The organism is Kitasatospora sp. NPDC090091 (assembly GCF_044747365.1).
Classification (GTDB): domain Bacteria; phylum Actinomycetota; class Actinomycetes; order Streptomycetales; family Streptomycetaceae; genus Kitasatospora.
This window is the reverse complement of the sequence record NZ_JBIVDY010000004.1, coordinates 352,178-366,420: the sequence shown is the minus strand read 5'-3', so window position 1 is coordinate 366,420 and position 14,243 is coordinate 352,178. Positions and strand designations below refer to the sequence as shown.

General features: G+C 74.9%; 13 protein-coding genes. 8 read left to right on the top strand and 5 right to left on the bottom strand.

Annotated elements, in window-relative coordinates; all coding sequences use genetic code 11:
• The first annotated feature begins 95 nt into the window (after window positions 1-95).
• Window positions 96-569 carry a VOC family protein gene (locus ACIPSC_RS09425; RefSeq protein WP_400824429.1) on the top strand — a complete coding sequence of 158 codons (474 nt, stop codon included), beginning with the start codon at window positions 96-98 and terminating at the stop codon, window positions 567-569.
• A 4-nt stretch (window positions 570-573) separates the two neighbouring features.
• Window positions 574-1,023 (top strand): SRPBCC domain-containing protein, encoded by a 450-nt coding sequence (locus ACIPSC_RS09420; RefSeq protein ID WP_400824428.1) that lies wholly within the window; start codon window positions 574-576, stop codon window positions 1,021-1,023.
• Between the two features lie 40 nt (window positions 1,024-1,063).
• Here the strand turns inward: ACIPSC_RS09420 and ACIPSC_RS09415 are convergent, their stop codons facing one another.
• Both ACIPSC_RS09415 and ACIPSC_RS09410 read right to left on the bottom strand, forming a co-directional pair.
• The gene (locus ACIPSC_RS09415) at window positions 1,064-2,359 is read right to left on the bottom strand and encodes an aromatic acid exporter family protein (protein ID WP_400824427.1); all 1,296 of its coding nucleotides are present in this window, start codon (window positions 2,357-2,359) and stop codon (window positions 1,064-1,066) included.
• Window positions 2,360-2,448: 89 nt separating this feature from the next.
• Window positions 2,449-3,189 (bottom strand): polyprenol monophosphomannose synthase, encoded by a 741-nt coding sequence (locus ACIPSC_RS09410; protein WP_400824426.1) that lies wholly within the window; start codon window positions 3,187-3,189, stop codon window positions 2,449-2,451.
• 487 nt (window positions 3,190-3,676) lie between these two features.
• On the opposite strand from ACIPSC_RS09410, the gene ACIPSC_RS09405 reads away from it, so the two are divergent.
• The gene (locus ACIPSC_RS09405; RefSeq protein WP_400824557.1) at window positions 3,677-5,560 is read left to right on the top strand and encodes an amino acid transporter; all 1,884 of its coding nucleotides are present in this window, start codon (window positions 3,677-3,679) and stop codon (window positions 5,558-5,560) included.
• A 31-nt stretch (window positions 5,561-5,591) separates the two neighbouring features.
• Here ACIPSC_RS09405 and ACIPSC_RS09400 read toward each other — a convergent pair whose 3' ends face one another.
• The gene (locus ACIPSC_RS09400) at window positions 5,592-5,861 is read right to left on the bottom strand and encodes a GlsB/YeaQ/YmgE family stress response membrane protein (RefSeq protein ID WP_400824425.1); all 270 of its coding nucleotides are present in this window, start codon (window positions 5,859-5,861) and stop codon (window positions 5,592-5,594) included.
• A 218-nt stretch (window positions 5,862-6,079) separates the two neighbouring features.
• On the opposite strand from ACIPSC_RS09400, the gene ACIPSC_RS09395 reads away from it, so the two are divergent.
• Both ACIPSC_RS09395 and ACIPSC_RS09390 read left to right on the top strand, forming a co-directional pair.
• Window positions 6,080-7,528: a WGR domain-containing protein gene (locus tag ACIPSC_RS09395; protein WP_400824424.1), complete on the top strand. Its 1,449-nt coding sequence runs from the start codon at window positions 6,080-6,082 to the stop codon at window positions 7,526-7,528.
• Window positions 7,529-7,961: 433 nt separating this feature from the next.
• Complete coding sequence (locus ACIPSC_RS09390; protein WP_400824422.1) at window positions 7,962-8,330, top strand: hypothetical protein; 369 nt, start codon at window positions 7,962-7,964, stop codon at window positions 8,328-8,330.
• Between the two features lie 85 nt (window positions 8,331-8,415).
• Here the strand turns inward: ACIPSC_RS09390 and ACIPSC_RS09385 are convergent, their stop codons facing one another.
• Both ACIPSC_RS09385 and ACIPSC_RS09380 read right to left on the bottom strand, forming a co-directional pair.
• Window positions 8,416-9,063, bottom strand: coding sequence for a response regulator (locus ACIPSC_RS09385; RefSeq protein ID WP_400824555.1), 648 nt, complete (start codon window positions 9,061-9,063; stop codon window positions 8,416-8,418).
• A gap of 143 nt (window positions 9,064-9,206) precedes the next feature.
• Window positions 9,207-10,382, bottom strand: coding sequence for a sensor histidine kinase (locus ACIPSC_RS09380; protein ID WP_400824421.1), 1,176 nt, complete (start codon window positions 10,380-10,382; stop codon window positions 9,207-9,209).
• 267 nt (window positions 10,383-10,649) lie between these two features.
• On the opposite strand from ACIPSC_RS09380, the gene ACIPSC_RS09375 reads away from it, so the two are divergent.
• From ACIPSC_RS09375 to ACIPSC_RS09365, 3 genes are all read left to right on the top strand, one after another.
• The gene (locus ACIPSC_RS09375) at window positions 10,650-11,438 is read left to right on the top strand and encodes a DUF2306 domain-containing protein (protein ID WP_400824420.1); all 789 of its coding nucleotides are present in this window, start codon (window positions 10,650-10,652) and stop codon (window positions 11,436-11,438) included.
• A 111-nt stretch (window positions 11,439-11,549) separates the two neighbouring features.
• Window positions 11,550-12,020 (top strand): hypothetical protein, encoded by a 471-nt coding sequence (locus ACIPSC_RS09370; RefSeq protein ID WP_400824419.1) that lies wholly within the window; start codon window positions 11,550-11,552, stop codon window positions 12,018-12,020.
• 69 nt (window positions 12,021-12,089) lie between these two features.
• Window positions 12,090-14,219: an MMPL family transporter gene (locus ACIPSC_RS09365; RefSeq protein ID WP_400824418.1), complete on the top strand. Its 2,130-nt coding sequence runs from the start codon at window positions 12,090-12,092 to the stop codon at window positions 14,217-14,219.
• Window positions 14,220-14,243: the final 24 nt, after the last annotated feature.

Here is a 14,243-nt window from a genome sequence, read left to right as displayed (position 1 = left end):
AGACCGCCGGCCGCCCCACCGGCCGGGGGCGCCGAACCGGTGACCCCCGGCCGTGGCTCGGCCGCCCGGCCGGGGCCCGCGGCTACCGTCGGGCCATGCAGAAGATCACCACCTTCCTCTGGTACGACGACCGGGCCGAAGAGGCCGCCCGCCTCTACACCTCGCTCTTCCCCGACTCCCGGATCACCGGCACCACCCGCTACAGCGACGTCGGCCCCGGCGAGCCGGGCACCGTGATGACCGTCGAGTTCGAGCTCGCCGGCCAGCGCTACACCGCCCTCAACGGCGGCCCGGTGTTCCACTTCACCGAGGCCGTCTCGCTCCAGGTCGACTGCGCCGACCAGGCGGAGGTGGACCGGCTCTGGGCCGGGCTCATCGCGGACGGCGGCGAGGAGAGCCAGTGCGGCTGGCTGAAGGACCGCTTCGGCCTCTCCTGGCAGATCGTCCCGCGCGTGCTGACCGAGCTGATCTCCGATCCGGACCGCGCCAAGGCCGACCGCGTCATGGCGGCGATGCTGCAGATGCGGAAGATCGAGATCCAGCCGCTCCTCGACGCGGCGCGGGGGTGACGCCGTGACCGTCCCGGCCGTCCGCCACACCGTCTACCTGCACGCCACGCCCGAGCACGTCTGGCACGCCCTCACCAATGCCGACGAGTCCGGCGTCTACTGGGGCCACCGCAACGTCTCCACCTGGCTGCCCGGCGCCGCCTGGGAACACCGCCGCACGGACGAGTCCGGCATCGCCGACGTGGTCGGCACCGTCGTGGAGGTCGAGCGCCCGCACCGGCTGGTCACCACCTGGGCCGGCCCGGACGAGCAGCGCCCGGCCGGCCCCTCCCGGGTGACCTTCCAGCTCCAGGGCTACCGCGACCTCACCCGGCTCATCGTCACCCACGACAACCTCGCCGACGAGCGCGAGCAGGCCGACGCCGAGGCGGGCTGGTCGGCGGTCCTGTCGAACCTCAAGACCTACCTGGAGACCGGCCGCCCGCTCCCGCAGGAGCCCTGGCTGATGCCCTGACCGCCTCGACCCCGGCCCGGCCCCGGGCCCAGGACCGGCCTCAGCCCTGGCCGGCCCGGTCGCCCGCCGGCGGACGTTGCTCGCCCCGCTCGCGCCGCCGCCGGGCCGGCCGCAGCCGGTCGGCGCGCAGGCTCTCGCCGCGCGCCAGCCGGCGCAGCCAGGCGAACCGGGAGAACCGCTCCCGGCTCGCCACCGCCGCCCGGTCCAGCTCCTCCATCAGCCGCCGTCCGCGGTGTTCGAGGTCCAGCTCGTCCAGGATCCGGTCCACCTCGGCGAGCAGCGAACCGTGCAGCTGCCAGGCCTCCGGGTGCTCCTGGACCCGCTGCAGCAGCAGCTGGGCCACGTTCTCCCGGCTGGCCCAGGCGGCCGCCAGCTCGGAGGTGAGCCGATCCTCGGCCTCCTCGGCGTTGCGGCTGACCGGGGTGGTGACCAGGACGGCGAAGCTCACCAGGGCCCCGCCGATGTGTGCCAGCAGCTCCTCCAGCGCCACCGCCACGTCGACCGGGAAGAGCCGCTCGCCGGGCGCCCGCCGCTTGGCCAGATCGGTGATCGAGCGGGCCAGCACCCGGATCACCACCACGCAGATCTCCAGGGTGTCCAGGCCGGTGCGCAGCACCAGCCGGGAGAGCAGACCCTCGCTGATCCGGGGGTTGAGCCGCAGGCTGTCCTCGGCCTGCCGCAGGGCGGCGTCCACGTCGGCGATCGCCTGGTCGAGCCGGCGGGCCTCGTGCAGCCGTTCGGCCGCGCGCTCCACCGGGGTGGGCCGCCCCAGCTCCTCGCCGATGCCCAGCAGCAGGTGGCGGGCGCGCCGGGCGAGGTCCTCGATCGACTCGCCGGCGGTGTCGAGCCAGACCGGCGGGGCGAAGACCAGGTTGAACACCAGCCCGACGACGGCCCCGATCAGGGTCTCCAGCACCCGGTCCCAGGCCTGCGAGGTCACCTGCGAGACCCCCAGGATGAGCATGGCGCTGATCGCCACCTCCTGGACGAACTCGTCCACCCGGACGAACCGGCCGATGGTCAGCGAGGCCAGGATGATCAGCCCGAGGCTCCACCAGGAGAGACCCACCACCGAGCTGAAGCCGATCGCGATCAGCACCCCGACCACCACCGAGTTGACCCGGCGGATGCTGGTGGTCAGCGTCGAGTAGACGGTCACCTGGACCACCAGCAGGGCCGTCAGCGGCGCGGTGAGCGGCGCGGGTTCACTGCTCAGCTGGGTGGCCACCGCGTAGGACAGGGTCGCGGCGACGGTCGCCCGGATCGAGTAGACGACGAAGGGCTCGCGGGCACCTCGGCGCACTGCGGTGGCGACGGACTCCCGGGAAAGGGCCATGAGGCCGTTCTTCCCCGTGACGGGCCCGCACACCGCCGATCCGGCCGACGGATACCCGAAAGAGCCGTTCCGGCCGGCCGGCGCAGGCCCTACGGCTGCTTGCGGTGCCCGAGCCGGAGCTTCCAGGGGGCCATCGCCGACTCGACCTGCACGCCGAGGCTCATCTTGGAGGCGCCCTTGATCCGCTCCTCGAAGCGGATCGGCACCTCGCGGATGGTCAGCCCGCGCGTGACCACGCGGTAGTTGAGCTCGACCTGGAACGAGTAGCCGTTGCTGGTGACCGACGGCAGGTCGATCGCCCGCAGCGTCTGTGCCCGCCAGGCCTTGAACCCGGCGGTGGCGTCCCGGACGCCCAGGCTGAGGATGGTGTTGACGTAGAAGTTGGCCCAGGCGGAGAGCGCCTTGCGGTGCCACGGCCACTCCTCGGCGGTGGAGCCGCCCGGCACGTAGCGGGAGCCGAGCACCACGGCGGTGTCGTCGGCCAGCAGGGTCTCCACCATGAGCGGGAGCACCGAGGCCGGGTGCGAGAGGTCGGCGTCCATCTGGACGACGACGTCGGCGCCGTCCTCCAGGGCCCGGGTCATGCCGGCGACGTACGCGCGCCCGAGGCCGTCCTTCTCGGTGCGGTGCAGCACGCTGACGGTGCCGGGGGAGTCCGCGGCGAGCTTGTCGGCGACCTCGCCGGTGCCGTCGGGGGAGTTGTCGTCGACCACCAGCAGGTGCAGACCGGGCATCCCGAGGTCCGCGAGCAGGCCCGCGAGGACCGGGAGGTTCTCCCGCTCGTTGTACGTGGGCACGACGACGACGACCTTCGGGGAGGCCTCGACCATTGTTCTGTCCCTCGGTTGATCCACGGCCGGTGCCGCGCCCCTGGCGCCCGCTCCCGACCGGACGTTTGTCCACTCCGGTCGGGCGAGTCTAGCCAAGGTGGTGCGTGCCCGTTCCCACCGCCCGCGGCTCCCGGCCGTCGCCCCTGCTCAGACCGGGTGAGAGCGCCGAGCGGGGGACGTGCCCGGGCGCGCCTTCCGGGTTGCGGGGCAGCGGAGCCCCGGTCACATAGCCTGACCGGGCCATCCGTCCGGAGGCCGGTGGCGGGCGCGTGCGCGCGGCCGGTGGCCGGAGCGTGGGTGCCGGCGACCGGTGGGCGGTGTGCCGGGCCGGTGTACAGGGCCGGTGGGTCGGGAGCCGCGTGCGGGTGGGCGGCCGGAGTCGTGGACAGGAGTGCAGGTGAGCTCGTCAGCTTCGGCCGATCCGGGAGCGGCGCCGTCGGCGCGGGGCGGGAGGTTCCGCGCCTGGCTGCTCGAAGGCCTGTCCGACATGGCGAAGCAGCACCCGGGCCCGCACGCCCAGACGCCGGTCGAGCACAAGGGCGCCCGCTGGTGGCGGGTGATGTGCCTGACCGGGCTGGACTACTTCTCCACCCTCGGCTACCAGCCCGGCATCGCGGCCCTGGCGGCCGGTCTGCTCTCCCCGATCGCGACCATCGTCCTGGTGCTGGTGACCCTGTTCGGCGCGTTGCCGGTCTACCGGCGGGTGGCCCAGGAGAGCCCGCACGGCGAGGGCTCGATCGCGATGCTGGAGCGGCTGCTCTCGTTCTGGCAGGGCAAGCTGTTCGTCCTGACGCTGCTCGGCTTCGCCGCCACCGACTTCATGATCACCATCACCCTCTCGGCCGCCGACGCCACCGCGCACCTGGTCGAGAACCCGCACCTGAGCAGCGCGCTGACCGACAAGGAAGTGCTGATCACGCTCGTCCTGATCGCCCTGCTCGGCGGCGTCTTCCTGAAGGGCTTCAGCGAGGCGATCGGCCTGGCGGTCGTCCTGGTGGCCGTCTACCTCACGCTGAACGTCGTCGTGGTGGTGGACGGCCTCTGGCGCGTCTTGCAGTCCCCGCACCTGATCGGGGACTGGGCCGACGCGCTGACCGCCGAGCACGGCAACGCGATCGCGATGATCGGGGTCGCTCTGATCACCTTTCCCAAGCTGGCGCTCGGCCTCTCCGGCTTCGAGACCGGCGTCGCCGTCATGCCGCACATCGAGGGCGATCCGGACGACACCGAGGAGAAGCCCACCGGACGCATCCGCGGCGCGCGCAAGCTGCTCACCACCGCGGCGCTGATCATGAGCGTCTTCCTGATCACCACCAGCTTCATCACCACCCTGCTGATCCCCCCGGAGGCCTTCGAGCCCGGTGGCGAGGCCAACGGCCGGGCCCTCGCCTACCTGGCCCACGAGAACCTGGGCAGCGCCTTCGGCAGCGTCTACGACCTCTCCACCATCCTGATCCTCTGGTTCGCCGGCGCCTCCGCGATGGCCGGCCTGCTCAACCTGATGCCCCGCTACCTGCCGCGCTACGGCATGGCCCCGCACTGGGCCCGGGCGGTGCGCCCCACCGTGCTGGTGCTCACCGCGATCGCCTTCCTGGTGACGTGGATCTTCGACGCCAGCGTCGACGCCCAGGGCGGCGCGTACGCCACCGGCGTGCTGGTGCTGATCAGCTCGGCCGCCATCGCGGTGACCATCGCCGCGCACAAGGCCCGCGAGCGCAACTGGACCGTCGGCTTCGCCGTGATCGCGGCGGTCTTCCTCTACACCACCGCGGTCAACATCGCCGAGCGGCCGGACGGCGTGAAGATCGGCGCCTGCTTCATCGCCGGCATCATCCTGCTGTCGCTCGCCTCCCGGCTCAAGCGCGCCTTCGAGCTGCGGGTGACCGACGTGGAGCTGGACGCGGTCGCCGAGCGCTTCGTCCGCGACTACACCCACCGCCCGATCCGGCTGATCGCCAACGAGCCGAACGGCCGCGACCTCGCCGAGTACCAGGAGAAGAGCCGGCAGATCCGCACCGACAACGACATCCCGGCCGAGGACGACCTGGTCTTCGTCGAGGTGACGGTCCGCGACCCGTCCGAGTTCGAGGCGGTGCTCAGTGTCCACGGCGAGGTGCTGCACGACCGCTACCGCGTCCTCACGCTGGAGCACTCCAGTGTGCCGAACGCGCTGGCCGCGCTGCTGCTCCAGGTGCGCGACCTGACCGGGCAGCAGCCGCACATCTACTTCGAGTGGACCGAGGGGAACCCGTTCGCCCAGTTCTTCCGGTTCTTCCTGCTCGGGCAGGGCGAGGTCGCCCCGGTCACCCGCGAGGTGCTGCGCGAGGCCGAACCCGACCGCTCGCGCCGCCCCCGCGTCCACGTCGCCTGAGGCCGCCACCGGGCCCCTGAGGAGAAAGGTCCTACCGGCGGCCGCGGGACTTCGTCCAGGCGGGGGCGACCAGGGCGACCAGGGCGACGGCGAAGCCCAACTGGAGGGCGTGACGGATCCAGTCGATGCCGCTGGTGTTCCGTACCCCGATCCACCCGGCGACGGCGTTACCGAGCAGGGCGCCCCCGGCGCCGAGCAGCATGGTCAGCCACCAGGGGATCGCCTGCGGGCCGCGCAGGAGCAGCCTGGCCAGCACACCCAGCACGAAGCCGATGAGCAGAATCCACAGGAGCTGGAACATCGCATTCCGCCTTTCGAGGGGTATTGTCCCATGATTCCCCTGTTTGTCCGCCCGAGCACGTCGGCCACCGGTCCGGCCCGGACAGGGCCCCGGCGGGCCGCTGCGCCGCCGGAGCCGGGGGCGCCGGACGCGGTGTCAGTCCCTGGGCATAGCTTCTGGGGTGTCGCCGGGCACGCCGCCCGCACCGACTCCCGCCGAGCGCCCGGAAGGGGCCCCGCATGCCTGTCGCCGCCGACGAGCAGACCACCTACCTGGAGCTGTCCGAGGACACCGGCAGCGCCCACAAGTTCTACGAGGTCCGGGTCGCCGGGGTGGACGTGACGATCACCTACGGGCGGATCGGCGAAGGCGGCCAGGCGAAGACCACCAGCTACCCGTCGCCGGAGAAGGCCGCCGCCGCGGCCGCCAAGAAGATCGGCGAGAAGGTCCGCAAGGGCTACGCCCCGGCCGTGCGCGGGGTGCGGCAGCGCCGCGCGGTGACCCGCCGGGCGATCACCAGCAGCCGTTCGACCGCCAGCCAGGCCCCCGTGCTCTGGCGGTTCCGCTCCGGCGCCGCGGCCTTCGGCATCTTCGTCGGCGAGGAGCACGCCTGGGTGGGCAACGAGCGCGGCGACGTCTACACGCTCACCCACGACGGGCAGGTCACCGGCCGCTACGGCCTGCCGGACGGCGTGAAGTGCATCGTCGCCGACGACTGGTGGATCTACGCCGGCTGCGACGACGGCAAGGTGTACGACCTCGGCGGCAAGGTGCCGCGGGTGGCGTACGAGATCGCCGCGGACGTCGACATCTACTGGCTGGACATCCACGACGGCGTGCTCGGCGTCGCCGACGCCCGTGGCGGGATCACCACCGTCGACCACGAGGACGAGTTCCAGTGGCGGCGAAAGGCCGAGGGCACCGACGGCTGGATGGTCCGCTGCGACGAGGACGGCGTCTACCACGGGCACTCGCGCGGCGTGGCGCGCTACGCCGCGCGGGGCGGCGAGCCGCTGTGGCACACCCGGACCGACGGCGACGTGCTGTTCGGCTGGCAGGAGCGCGACGAGGTGTTCGCCGCGACCTCGCGCGGTTCGGTGCACCGGCTGCGCAAGGCCGACGGCTCGGAGACGGCCCGCTACCGCTGCGACGCCGCCGTCTTCTCGTGCGCCGCGTCGCCCGACGGCCGCTACGTCTTCGCCGGCGACAACCACTCCTCGGTGTACTGCTTCGCGGCGGACGGCACCCGGCTCTGGAAGCTCGGCACCGGCTGCGGCTCCGCCTACAGCATGCAGTACCGCGACGGCCGGCTGTACCTGGTGACCACCGACGGTTCGCTGGTCTGCCTGGACGCGAGCGAGGAGGCGGTGCGGGCGGCCGAGGAGGGCCGGGTGCCGGAGGCCGCCGAGGTGGACGGCAGTGGCTGGACGGCGGCGGTGGCCGGCGCCGAGGTCGAGTCGGTGGTCGCCGGCTCGGCGGCGGCCGCGGGCGGCATCGAGGTCGAGTGCGTCGCGGAGGGCGCCCGGCTGCGGGTCCGGGTGGTGTCGCCCGGCTTCGACCCGGCCCGCCGGGTGCAGTTCCCGAAGGACATCCGGGTGCCCGGTGCCCGCTACCTGGTGGCCGAGGTGCTGGAGTCCGGCTCCGGGGCCTTCTACCGGGCCCGCGGTGACATCAAGCGCCTGCTCTAGCGACGGCCGTGCCGGCCGGCCCGCGTCATGCCGCGCGGGCCCGCCGGCGCGTCCCGTTCTCCCTCGTCAATGGCGTTCTGGGCGTCAAGTTGTCTGTACAGCATGGAGTTCACTGTCCGTCACCGACGCGCCATCCGGCGCCCCGGTGCCGTCCACCTCGGCCTCTTCGACACCGGCGCCGAGACCCGCCTGGTCTTCTACAGCAGCGACGCCACCGGCAACGACAACGCCGGCAAGGACGTCCTGGGCGGTCGACCACGTCCGCCTGGACGTCAAGCCGATCAACGGCTGACCTGCGGCACACCGGGCGTCGCCTGTCAACGGCGGCAATCGCGTCGGGGACCGGACCGGAAAGCCACTGTCCGTGTCCGGTCACCCGCCGATAGGAATATGCCAGGTGCGGACGGACCGCGCCGACGAGAGGAGCCGCTCCGTGTCCCGTCTCCGTGCCGCCGCCCTGACCCTGGGCGCCACCGCCGCAGCGCTGACGCTGTCGATGACCACCGCGCACGCCGCGCCGGGTGACACGGTGAACATGTGCGGGAGCTCGCTCACCCCGAGCGGCTACGTCGACGTCCAGTGGTGGAACAGCGCAGGCTGCGGGTCGGGCACCTTCACGCCCAACAGCAAGAAGATCATGCAGCTCACCGGCTACCCGGTCGGCACCGTGGTCAACGCCTGTGCCTCGACCTGGCCGCCGGCCGGCTGGGTGCAGGTCAGCGAGTTCTACAGCTCCGGCTGCAACTACTCGGCAGTGCCGAGCTTCGGCAAGAACAGCTGGCAGCTGAAGCGCGTCTCCTGACGCCGTCCCGGCTGTTCCCGGCTGTTCCCGGCCGGCCGCTGTTCCCGCGCGCCCCGCGGCCCCCGGTCCTCGGGGGCCGCGGGGCTCACCGGGCCATCAGACCGCCGCGGTAGGAGATCGCGACGGCCTGGGCCCGGTCCCGCGCGCCGAGTTTGGCCAGGACCCGCTTCATGTGGGTCTTCACCGTCGACTCCGCCAGCACCAGCACGCCGGCGATCTCCGCGTTGGACCGCCCCTCGGCGGCCAGCCGCAGCACCTCGCGCTCCCGGGCGGTCAACCGGGCCAGCCGGGGATCCTCGGCCTCGGCAGTCGGCCCGCCCGGCGAGGCCGCGACCACCCGGGCCACCAGAGTGCGGGTCACGGCCGGGTCGAGCAGCAGCTCGCCGGCGGCCAGCGTCCGCACGGCGTCGATCAGGCGCTCCGGCGAGGTGCGCTTGAGCAGGAAGCCCGCGGCACCGGCCCGGAGCGCGCCCCAGACGTAGTCGTCGTGCTGGAAGACCGTCAGGACGAGCACCCGGGTGCGCAGGCCCGCCGCGACGATCCGGCGGGTCGCCTCGACGCCGTCGATCCCGGGCATCCGGACGTCCATCAGCACCACGTCCGGGGCCAGGCGGCGGCACAGCTCGACCGCCTGCAGGCCGTCGGCGGCCTGACCGACCACCTCGACGCCCTCGGCCGTGCTCAGGACGAGGGCGACCCCGGCCCGCAGCAGTGCGTCGTCGTCCGCGACCAGAACGGTGACCGGGCCGCCGTGCGGGCCCGCGGTCGCGCCGGCGGCCGGCGACTCGGTGGGTGGCGAGTCGGTGGCCAGGGCAACGGTGGGCAGGGCAACGGTGGGCACGCCGCCGTCGGGCCGGCCGGCCGCCGCCGGCGGGTTCACGGGATCGGCAGGGCGGCGCGCAGCCGGAAGCCGCCCCGCTCGCCCCGCCCGTGCTCCACCCGGCCGCCGAGCAGCGCCGCCCGCTCCGCGATCCCCAGCAGCCCCCGGCCCGGCAGGTAGCCGGCGGCGGCACCGTTCCCGTCGTCGTGGACCTCGATCTCCAGCACGTCGCCGAGGCGCCGGACGGTGACCTCCGCCGAGCCGGCCCGCGCGTGCCGCACCGTGTTGGTCAGCGCCTCCTGCACGATCCGGTACGCCGACACGTCGATGCTGCGCGGCAGCGCGCCCACCGCCGGGTCGACCCGGACGCCGACCCGCACCCCGGCCCGGCCGATCCGGCCGGTCAGCCGCGACAGGTCCGCCAGGCCGCGGTGGTCCGACGGGTCGTCCGGCAGGTCGTCCGGCGGACCGTCGGGCTGGTCGTCGGGCGGCCGCTCCGCCGTGTCCGGGCCGCCGCGGAGCAGCCCGAGGACGAGGTCCAGCTCGTCGAGCGACTCCCGCCCGGTGTGCTCCAGCTCCGCGAGCACCTCGCGGGCGCGCCCCGGGTCGTGGCCGAGCAGCCGGCGCGCCGCACCGGCCTGCACCAGCATCAGGGTGACGGTGTGGCCCACCAGGTCGTGCAGCTCCCGGGCCATCCGGGTGCGCTCCTGGGCGACGGCCTCCCGTCGCAGCCGCAGCCGGGCGGCGTCCCGCTCCTCCAGCCGCCGCGCGGTGCCGTAGCCGAGGGCCCAGCCGAGCAGCCAGACGAACAGCACGCCGGCCGGGATCGCCGGGTAGGTGCGGGCGCCGTCGACCCGCGCGAAGTACCCGGCCATGGTGGCCAGCGCCACGAACGGCCCGAGCCGGGCCCGCCCGCGGGAGGCGTGCAGACCCAGGGAGTAGAGGCCGATGAGGTTGGCGTAGGGCGACACCGGGCTGCCGAGGCCGAGCAGCGACTCCGCCGCCAGTGCGGCCGAGCCGGCGAGGTAGGAGGCCAGCGGCGCCGTCCGGCGGGCGGCGAGCGCGCCGGCGACGACCAGGCTCAGGGCGGCGGCCGGGACGGCCCGGCCGCCGAGCTCGTCCGCCGCTCCCACCCGCCCGACGAGCATCGCGGCGAGGAAGGCGGCCGCGAGGGCGGGGTCGAGGAAGCGGTCGGGGAGGCGTGGCCGGAGGCCGGTGACAAGTCGGATCAACGCGGCTCCTGGCGTCTCGGAGGCGGGGCGGCCGGTACTCGGCGCACCCTGGAACGGGCCGGTGGGGGCGGGAAGGGGAGGGGAGGGGACCGGGGGAACGGTAGCGGCCCGGTCCGCCGCGCACATCGCCCTCCTGGGGTATTCGGGGCTGCCCCGCCGGGGCCGTCGGCCGTCCGGGGACCGGCCCCGGCCACCCCCGTCGGGGCGGGCGCGAGCACCCCGCCGGGAGGAAGCCCCCGCCGCCTCCCGCTCCGTAGCTTTCGCGGTATGAACCTGCCTACCGCCGACCGGGTGCCGCCGGCCGACCTTCCCGGCCGGAGCCCCCGGCCGCGGGCGAGCCGTGCGCGGCCGGCCCGCTCCCTCCGCCGCCGGCCCGGCTGGGCCGTGATGACCCTCCTCGCCGCGGCGACCGCCCTGCTCTCCTCCCGCTACTTCACGCTGGATCAGGAGACCTTCCTCGACGGGCAACAGGCCGTCTACGCCGCCCACCTCGCCCCGCTCCTGCTGCACATCGGCGCCGGCGTCCTCGCCCTGCTGCTCGGCCCCTGGCAGTTCCTCCCCGGCCTGCGGGCCCGGCACCCCGGCGCGCACCGGTGGACCGGCCGCGCCTACCTGGTGAGCGCGGCCGTGACCGGCGTCGGCGGGCTGCTGCTGGCCCCGCGGGCACTGGTCCCGCCGGTGGCACCGGTCGGCTTCGCGGTGCTGGGCGGCCTCACCCTCGGGGCCTCCGCCGCGGCCTACCGGGCCGCCCGGCAGCGCCGGTTCGACCGCCACCGGGGCTGGGCGATCAGGTCGTACGCGCTGATCCTGACGGCCGTCACCCTCCGGATCTGGCTGCCCGTCTTCGACGCCGCCGGTGCGGACTTCGACACCGCCTACGCCGCTGCCGCCTGGGCACCGTGGCTGATCAACCTGCTCGTCGCCGAGTACCTGATCGGCCGCCCGGTCGCTTCGCCGCCGGGCATCCCGCCCGCCGTGCCGGCGGGCACCCCGACCTCCCCGGAAGGGCCACCGCCGGACGTGTCGGCCCCGGCCGGGCCGCCCGGTCGTCCATGATGGGCCCACGGTGCGGGCCGCGGGGGGAGGCGCCCCCGCGGCCCGCACCGCGGCGTGTCCCGACCGACCCGCACCGGGGCGTGTCCCCACCGACCCGAGGAGAGCCGTGCCGTGAACGAGCGTCTGCTGCGCCTGACCGGAGCCGTCACCGCCGTCTACGGGTTCGCCGTCGCCCGCCGCCCGGGGCTGCTGGCCCGCCCGTCCGGGATCGCCGGCCCGGACGGGTCGGTCCCCGCGGACGTGGCCGCCTGCCTGCGCCCGCTCGCCTTCCGCGACGCCGCCTGCGGCCTCGCCATGGTCCTGGCCCCGGACGCGTCCGCGCTGCGGACCGCCACCCTGCTGCGGATCGCCGCCGACCTCGGGGACGCCGCGCTGCTCGCCACCGCGCTGCCGAAGCGGCGGCACCGCACGATGGCGGTGGCGGTCTCCGTCGGCTGGGCCGCGCTCTCCGCGGCCGGCCTGCTGGCACGCCCTCTGGCGGACGCCGGGCACGCCGCACACGAGCCCGAGCGGCACGGCCCCCCGCGCCGCAGGCCCAGGGGCACGGGTCCGCGGCGCGCCGCGGGAAATCTCAGCCGGTGAAGTATCTCGATGATTGAGAGATAGGATGCGGCGGACCGTCACCGGCCCCGCCACGAAGGGCGCTCCTCGATGCTCACCGGAAGCCCCACCGGCAGCCCCGCCGCCCGGCGCCGAGCCCGGCTGCTGATCCCGCTCGCCCTGCTGGTGGCCTGGCTCGGCCTCGGCGGCGCCTTCGGCCCCTACGCCGGGCGGCTCTCCGAGGTCGCCACCAACGACCGGGCCGCGTTCCTGCCGCGCAGCGCCGAGTCGACCGAAGTCGCCCGGCTGGGCCAGGAGTTCCAGACCCCGGCCACCCTGCCCGTGATCGTGGTCTGGGAGAGCCGCACCGGCGCCGTCGACGCCGCGCAGCGCTCCGCCGCCGAGGGCGCGCTCCGCGCCGCCGCGACCGTCCCCGGCGCCACCGGGCGGGTCTCGCCTGCCCTGCCCGCCGCGGACGGCCGAGCCCTCCAGGGCGTCGTCCAGCTCCGCTCCGACCTCGGGCGGCAGACCGGCGACAGCGTCCGGGCCGTGCGCGCCCTCGCCGAGCAGGTGCCGGACACCGAGGTCGGCGTGGCCGGCCCGGCCGCCGTCGCGGCCGACCTGGGCCGGGCGTTCGCCGGCATCGACGGGCTGCTGCTCGGCGTCGCGCTCGGTGTGGTGCTGCTGATCCTGCTCGCCGTCTACCGCAGCGTGCTGCTCCCGCTGCTGGTGATCCTCGGCGCGGTCTTCGCCCTCGCCACCGCCTGCGCCCTGGTCTACCTGCTCGCCGACCGCGGCCTGGTCCGGGTGGACGGCCAGGTCCAGGGCCTGCTCTCGATCCTGGTGATCGGCGCCGCCACCGACTACGGCCTGCTGCTCTCCGCCCGGTTCCGCGAGGAGCTGCACCTGCACGGCGACCGGTTCGCCGCGATGCGCACCGCCTGGCGGCAGTCGGTCGAGCCGATCGCGGCCTCCGGCGCCACCGTCGCCCTCGGCCTGCTCGTCCTGCTGCTCTCCGACCTCACCAACAACCGGGCGCTCGGGCCGGTCGGCGCGATCGGGATCGGCTGCGCGGTGGTCTCGGCGCTCACCTTCCTGCCGGCCGCCCTCACCCTGCTCGGCCGCACCGCGTACTGGCCGGCCCGCCCCGCCGCCGACGGGCGGGCGCCGGTGCACGCCGTGTGGCAGCGGGTGGCCGCGCTGGTCGGCCGCCGGCCCCGGACCACCTGGGCGGCGAGCCTCGCGGTGCTGGCGGCGCTGGCCGCCTTCGCGCCGGCGCTCGACTCCGGCGGCGTCCCGCAGTCCGAACTCTTCGTCAAGCCCCAGCCCTCGGCGGCCGGCCAGCGGATGCTCTCCGCGCACTTCGCCGGCGGCGCCGGCAACCCGGCGGTGGTGCTCGCCGCGGCCGGCCACGCCGAGGCGGTGACCGCCGCGGCCGCCGTGCCCGGGACGGCCGGCGTCCGGCCCTACACCGGCGGGGCGCCGGGGGCCGCGCCGAGGACGGTCGACGGGCGGGTCCGGCTGGACGTCACGCTCGCCGACCCGGCCGACAGCGACGAGGCCATCGCCACCGTGCGGCGGCTGCGGGAGGCCGTGCACGCCGTACCGGGCGGGGAGGCGCTGGTCGGCGGGTACACCGCGCAGCAGTACGACACCCGGGTCACGGCGGAGCGCGACCGGTCGCTGATCATGCCGGCGGTACTGCTCTGCGTCCTCGCCGTGCTGGTGCTGCTGCTGCGCTCCTTGCTGGCGCCGGTGCTGCTCGCCGCCACCGTCGCGCTCTCCTACCTGGCCACGCTCGGCGTCAGCGCGGTGGTCTTCCCGCACGTCCTCGGCTTCACCGCCACCGATCCCTCGGTGCCGCTGTACGGGTTCGTCTTCCTGGTCGCGCTGGGGGTGGACTACAACATCTTCCTGATGACGCGGGTCCGGGAGGAGGCGCTGCGGGTCGGCACCCGGGAAGGCGTGCTGCGGGGGCTGACGGCGACCGGCGGCGTGATCACCTCGGCGGGGGTGGTGCTCGCCGCGACCTTCGCCGCGCTGAGCGTGATCCCGCTGGCCTTCCTGGCACAGATCGCCTTCATCGTCGCCTTCGGCGTGCTGCTGGACACCCTGCTGGTGCGCTCGCTGCTGGTGCCCGCGCTCGTCCGCGACCTGGGCGACCGGGTCTGGTGGCCGGCCCGGGTGCGGCCGGCGGCGGAGCGGGCGGCCGTGCCGGAGCAGGTCGGGGAGCGGGTCTGACGGCCCGCCGACCGGCGGGGTGGG

Bases quoted from the DNA above. Each gene is read 5' to 3' on its own strand.
- ACIPSC_RS09400 (WP_400824425.1), bottom strand. From the start codon at position 5,861: ATGTTCCAGCTCCTGTGGATTCTGCTCATCGGCTTCGTGCTGGGTGTG.
- ACIPSC_RS09375 (WP_400824420.1), top strand. From the start codon at position 10,650: ATGAACCTGCCTACCGCCGACCGGGTGCCGCCGGCCGACCTTCCCGGC.
- ACIPSC_RS09365 (WP_400824418.1), top strand. From the start codon at position 12,090: ATGCTCACCGGAAGCCCCACCGGCAGCCCCGCCGCCCGGCGCCGAGCC.
- ACIPSC_RS09395 (WP_400824424.1), top strand. From the start codon at position 6,080: ATGCCTGTCGCCGCCGACGAGCAGACCACCTACCTGGAGCTGTCCGAG.
- ACIPSC_RS09405 (WP_400824557.1), top strand. From the start codon at position 3,677: ATGGCGAAGCAGCACCCGGGCCCGCACGCCCAGACGCCGGTCGAGCAC.
- ACIPSC_RS09415 (WP_400824427.1), bottom strand. From the start codon at position 2,359: ATGGCCCTTTCCCGGGAGTCCGTCGCCACCGCAGTGCGCCGAGGTGCC.
- ACIPSC_RS09410 (WP_400824426.1), bottom strand. From the start codon at position 3,189: ATGGTCGAGGCCTCCCCGAAGGTCGTCGTCGTCGTGCCCACGTACAAC.
- ACIPSC_RS09425 (WP_400824429.1), top strand. From the start codon at position 96: ATGCAGAAGATCACCACCTTCCTCTGGTACGACGACCGGGCCGAAGAG.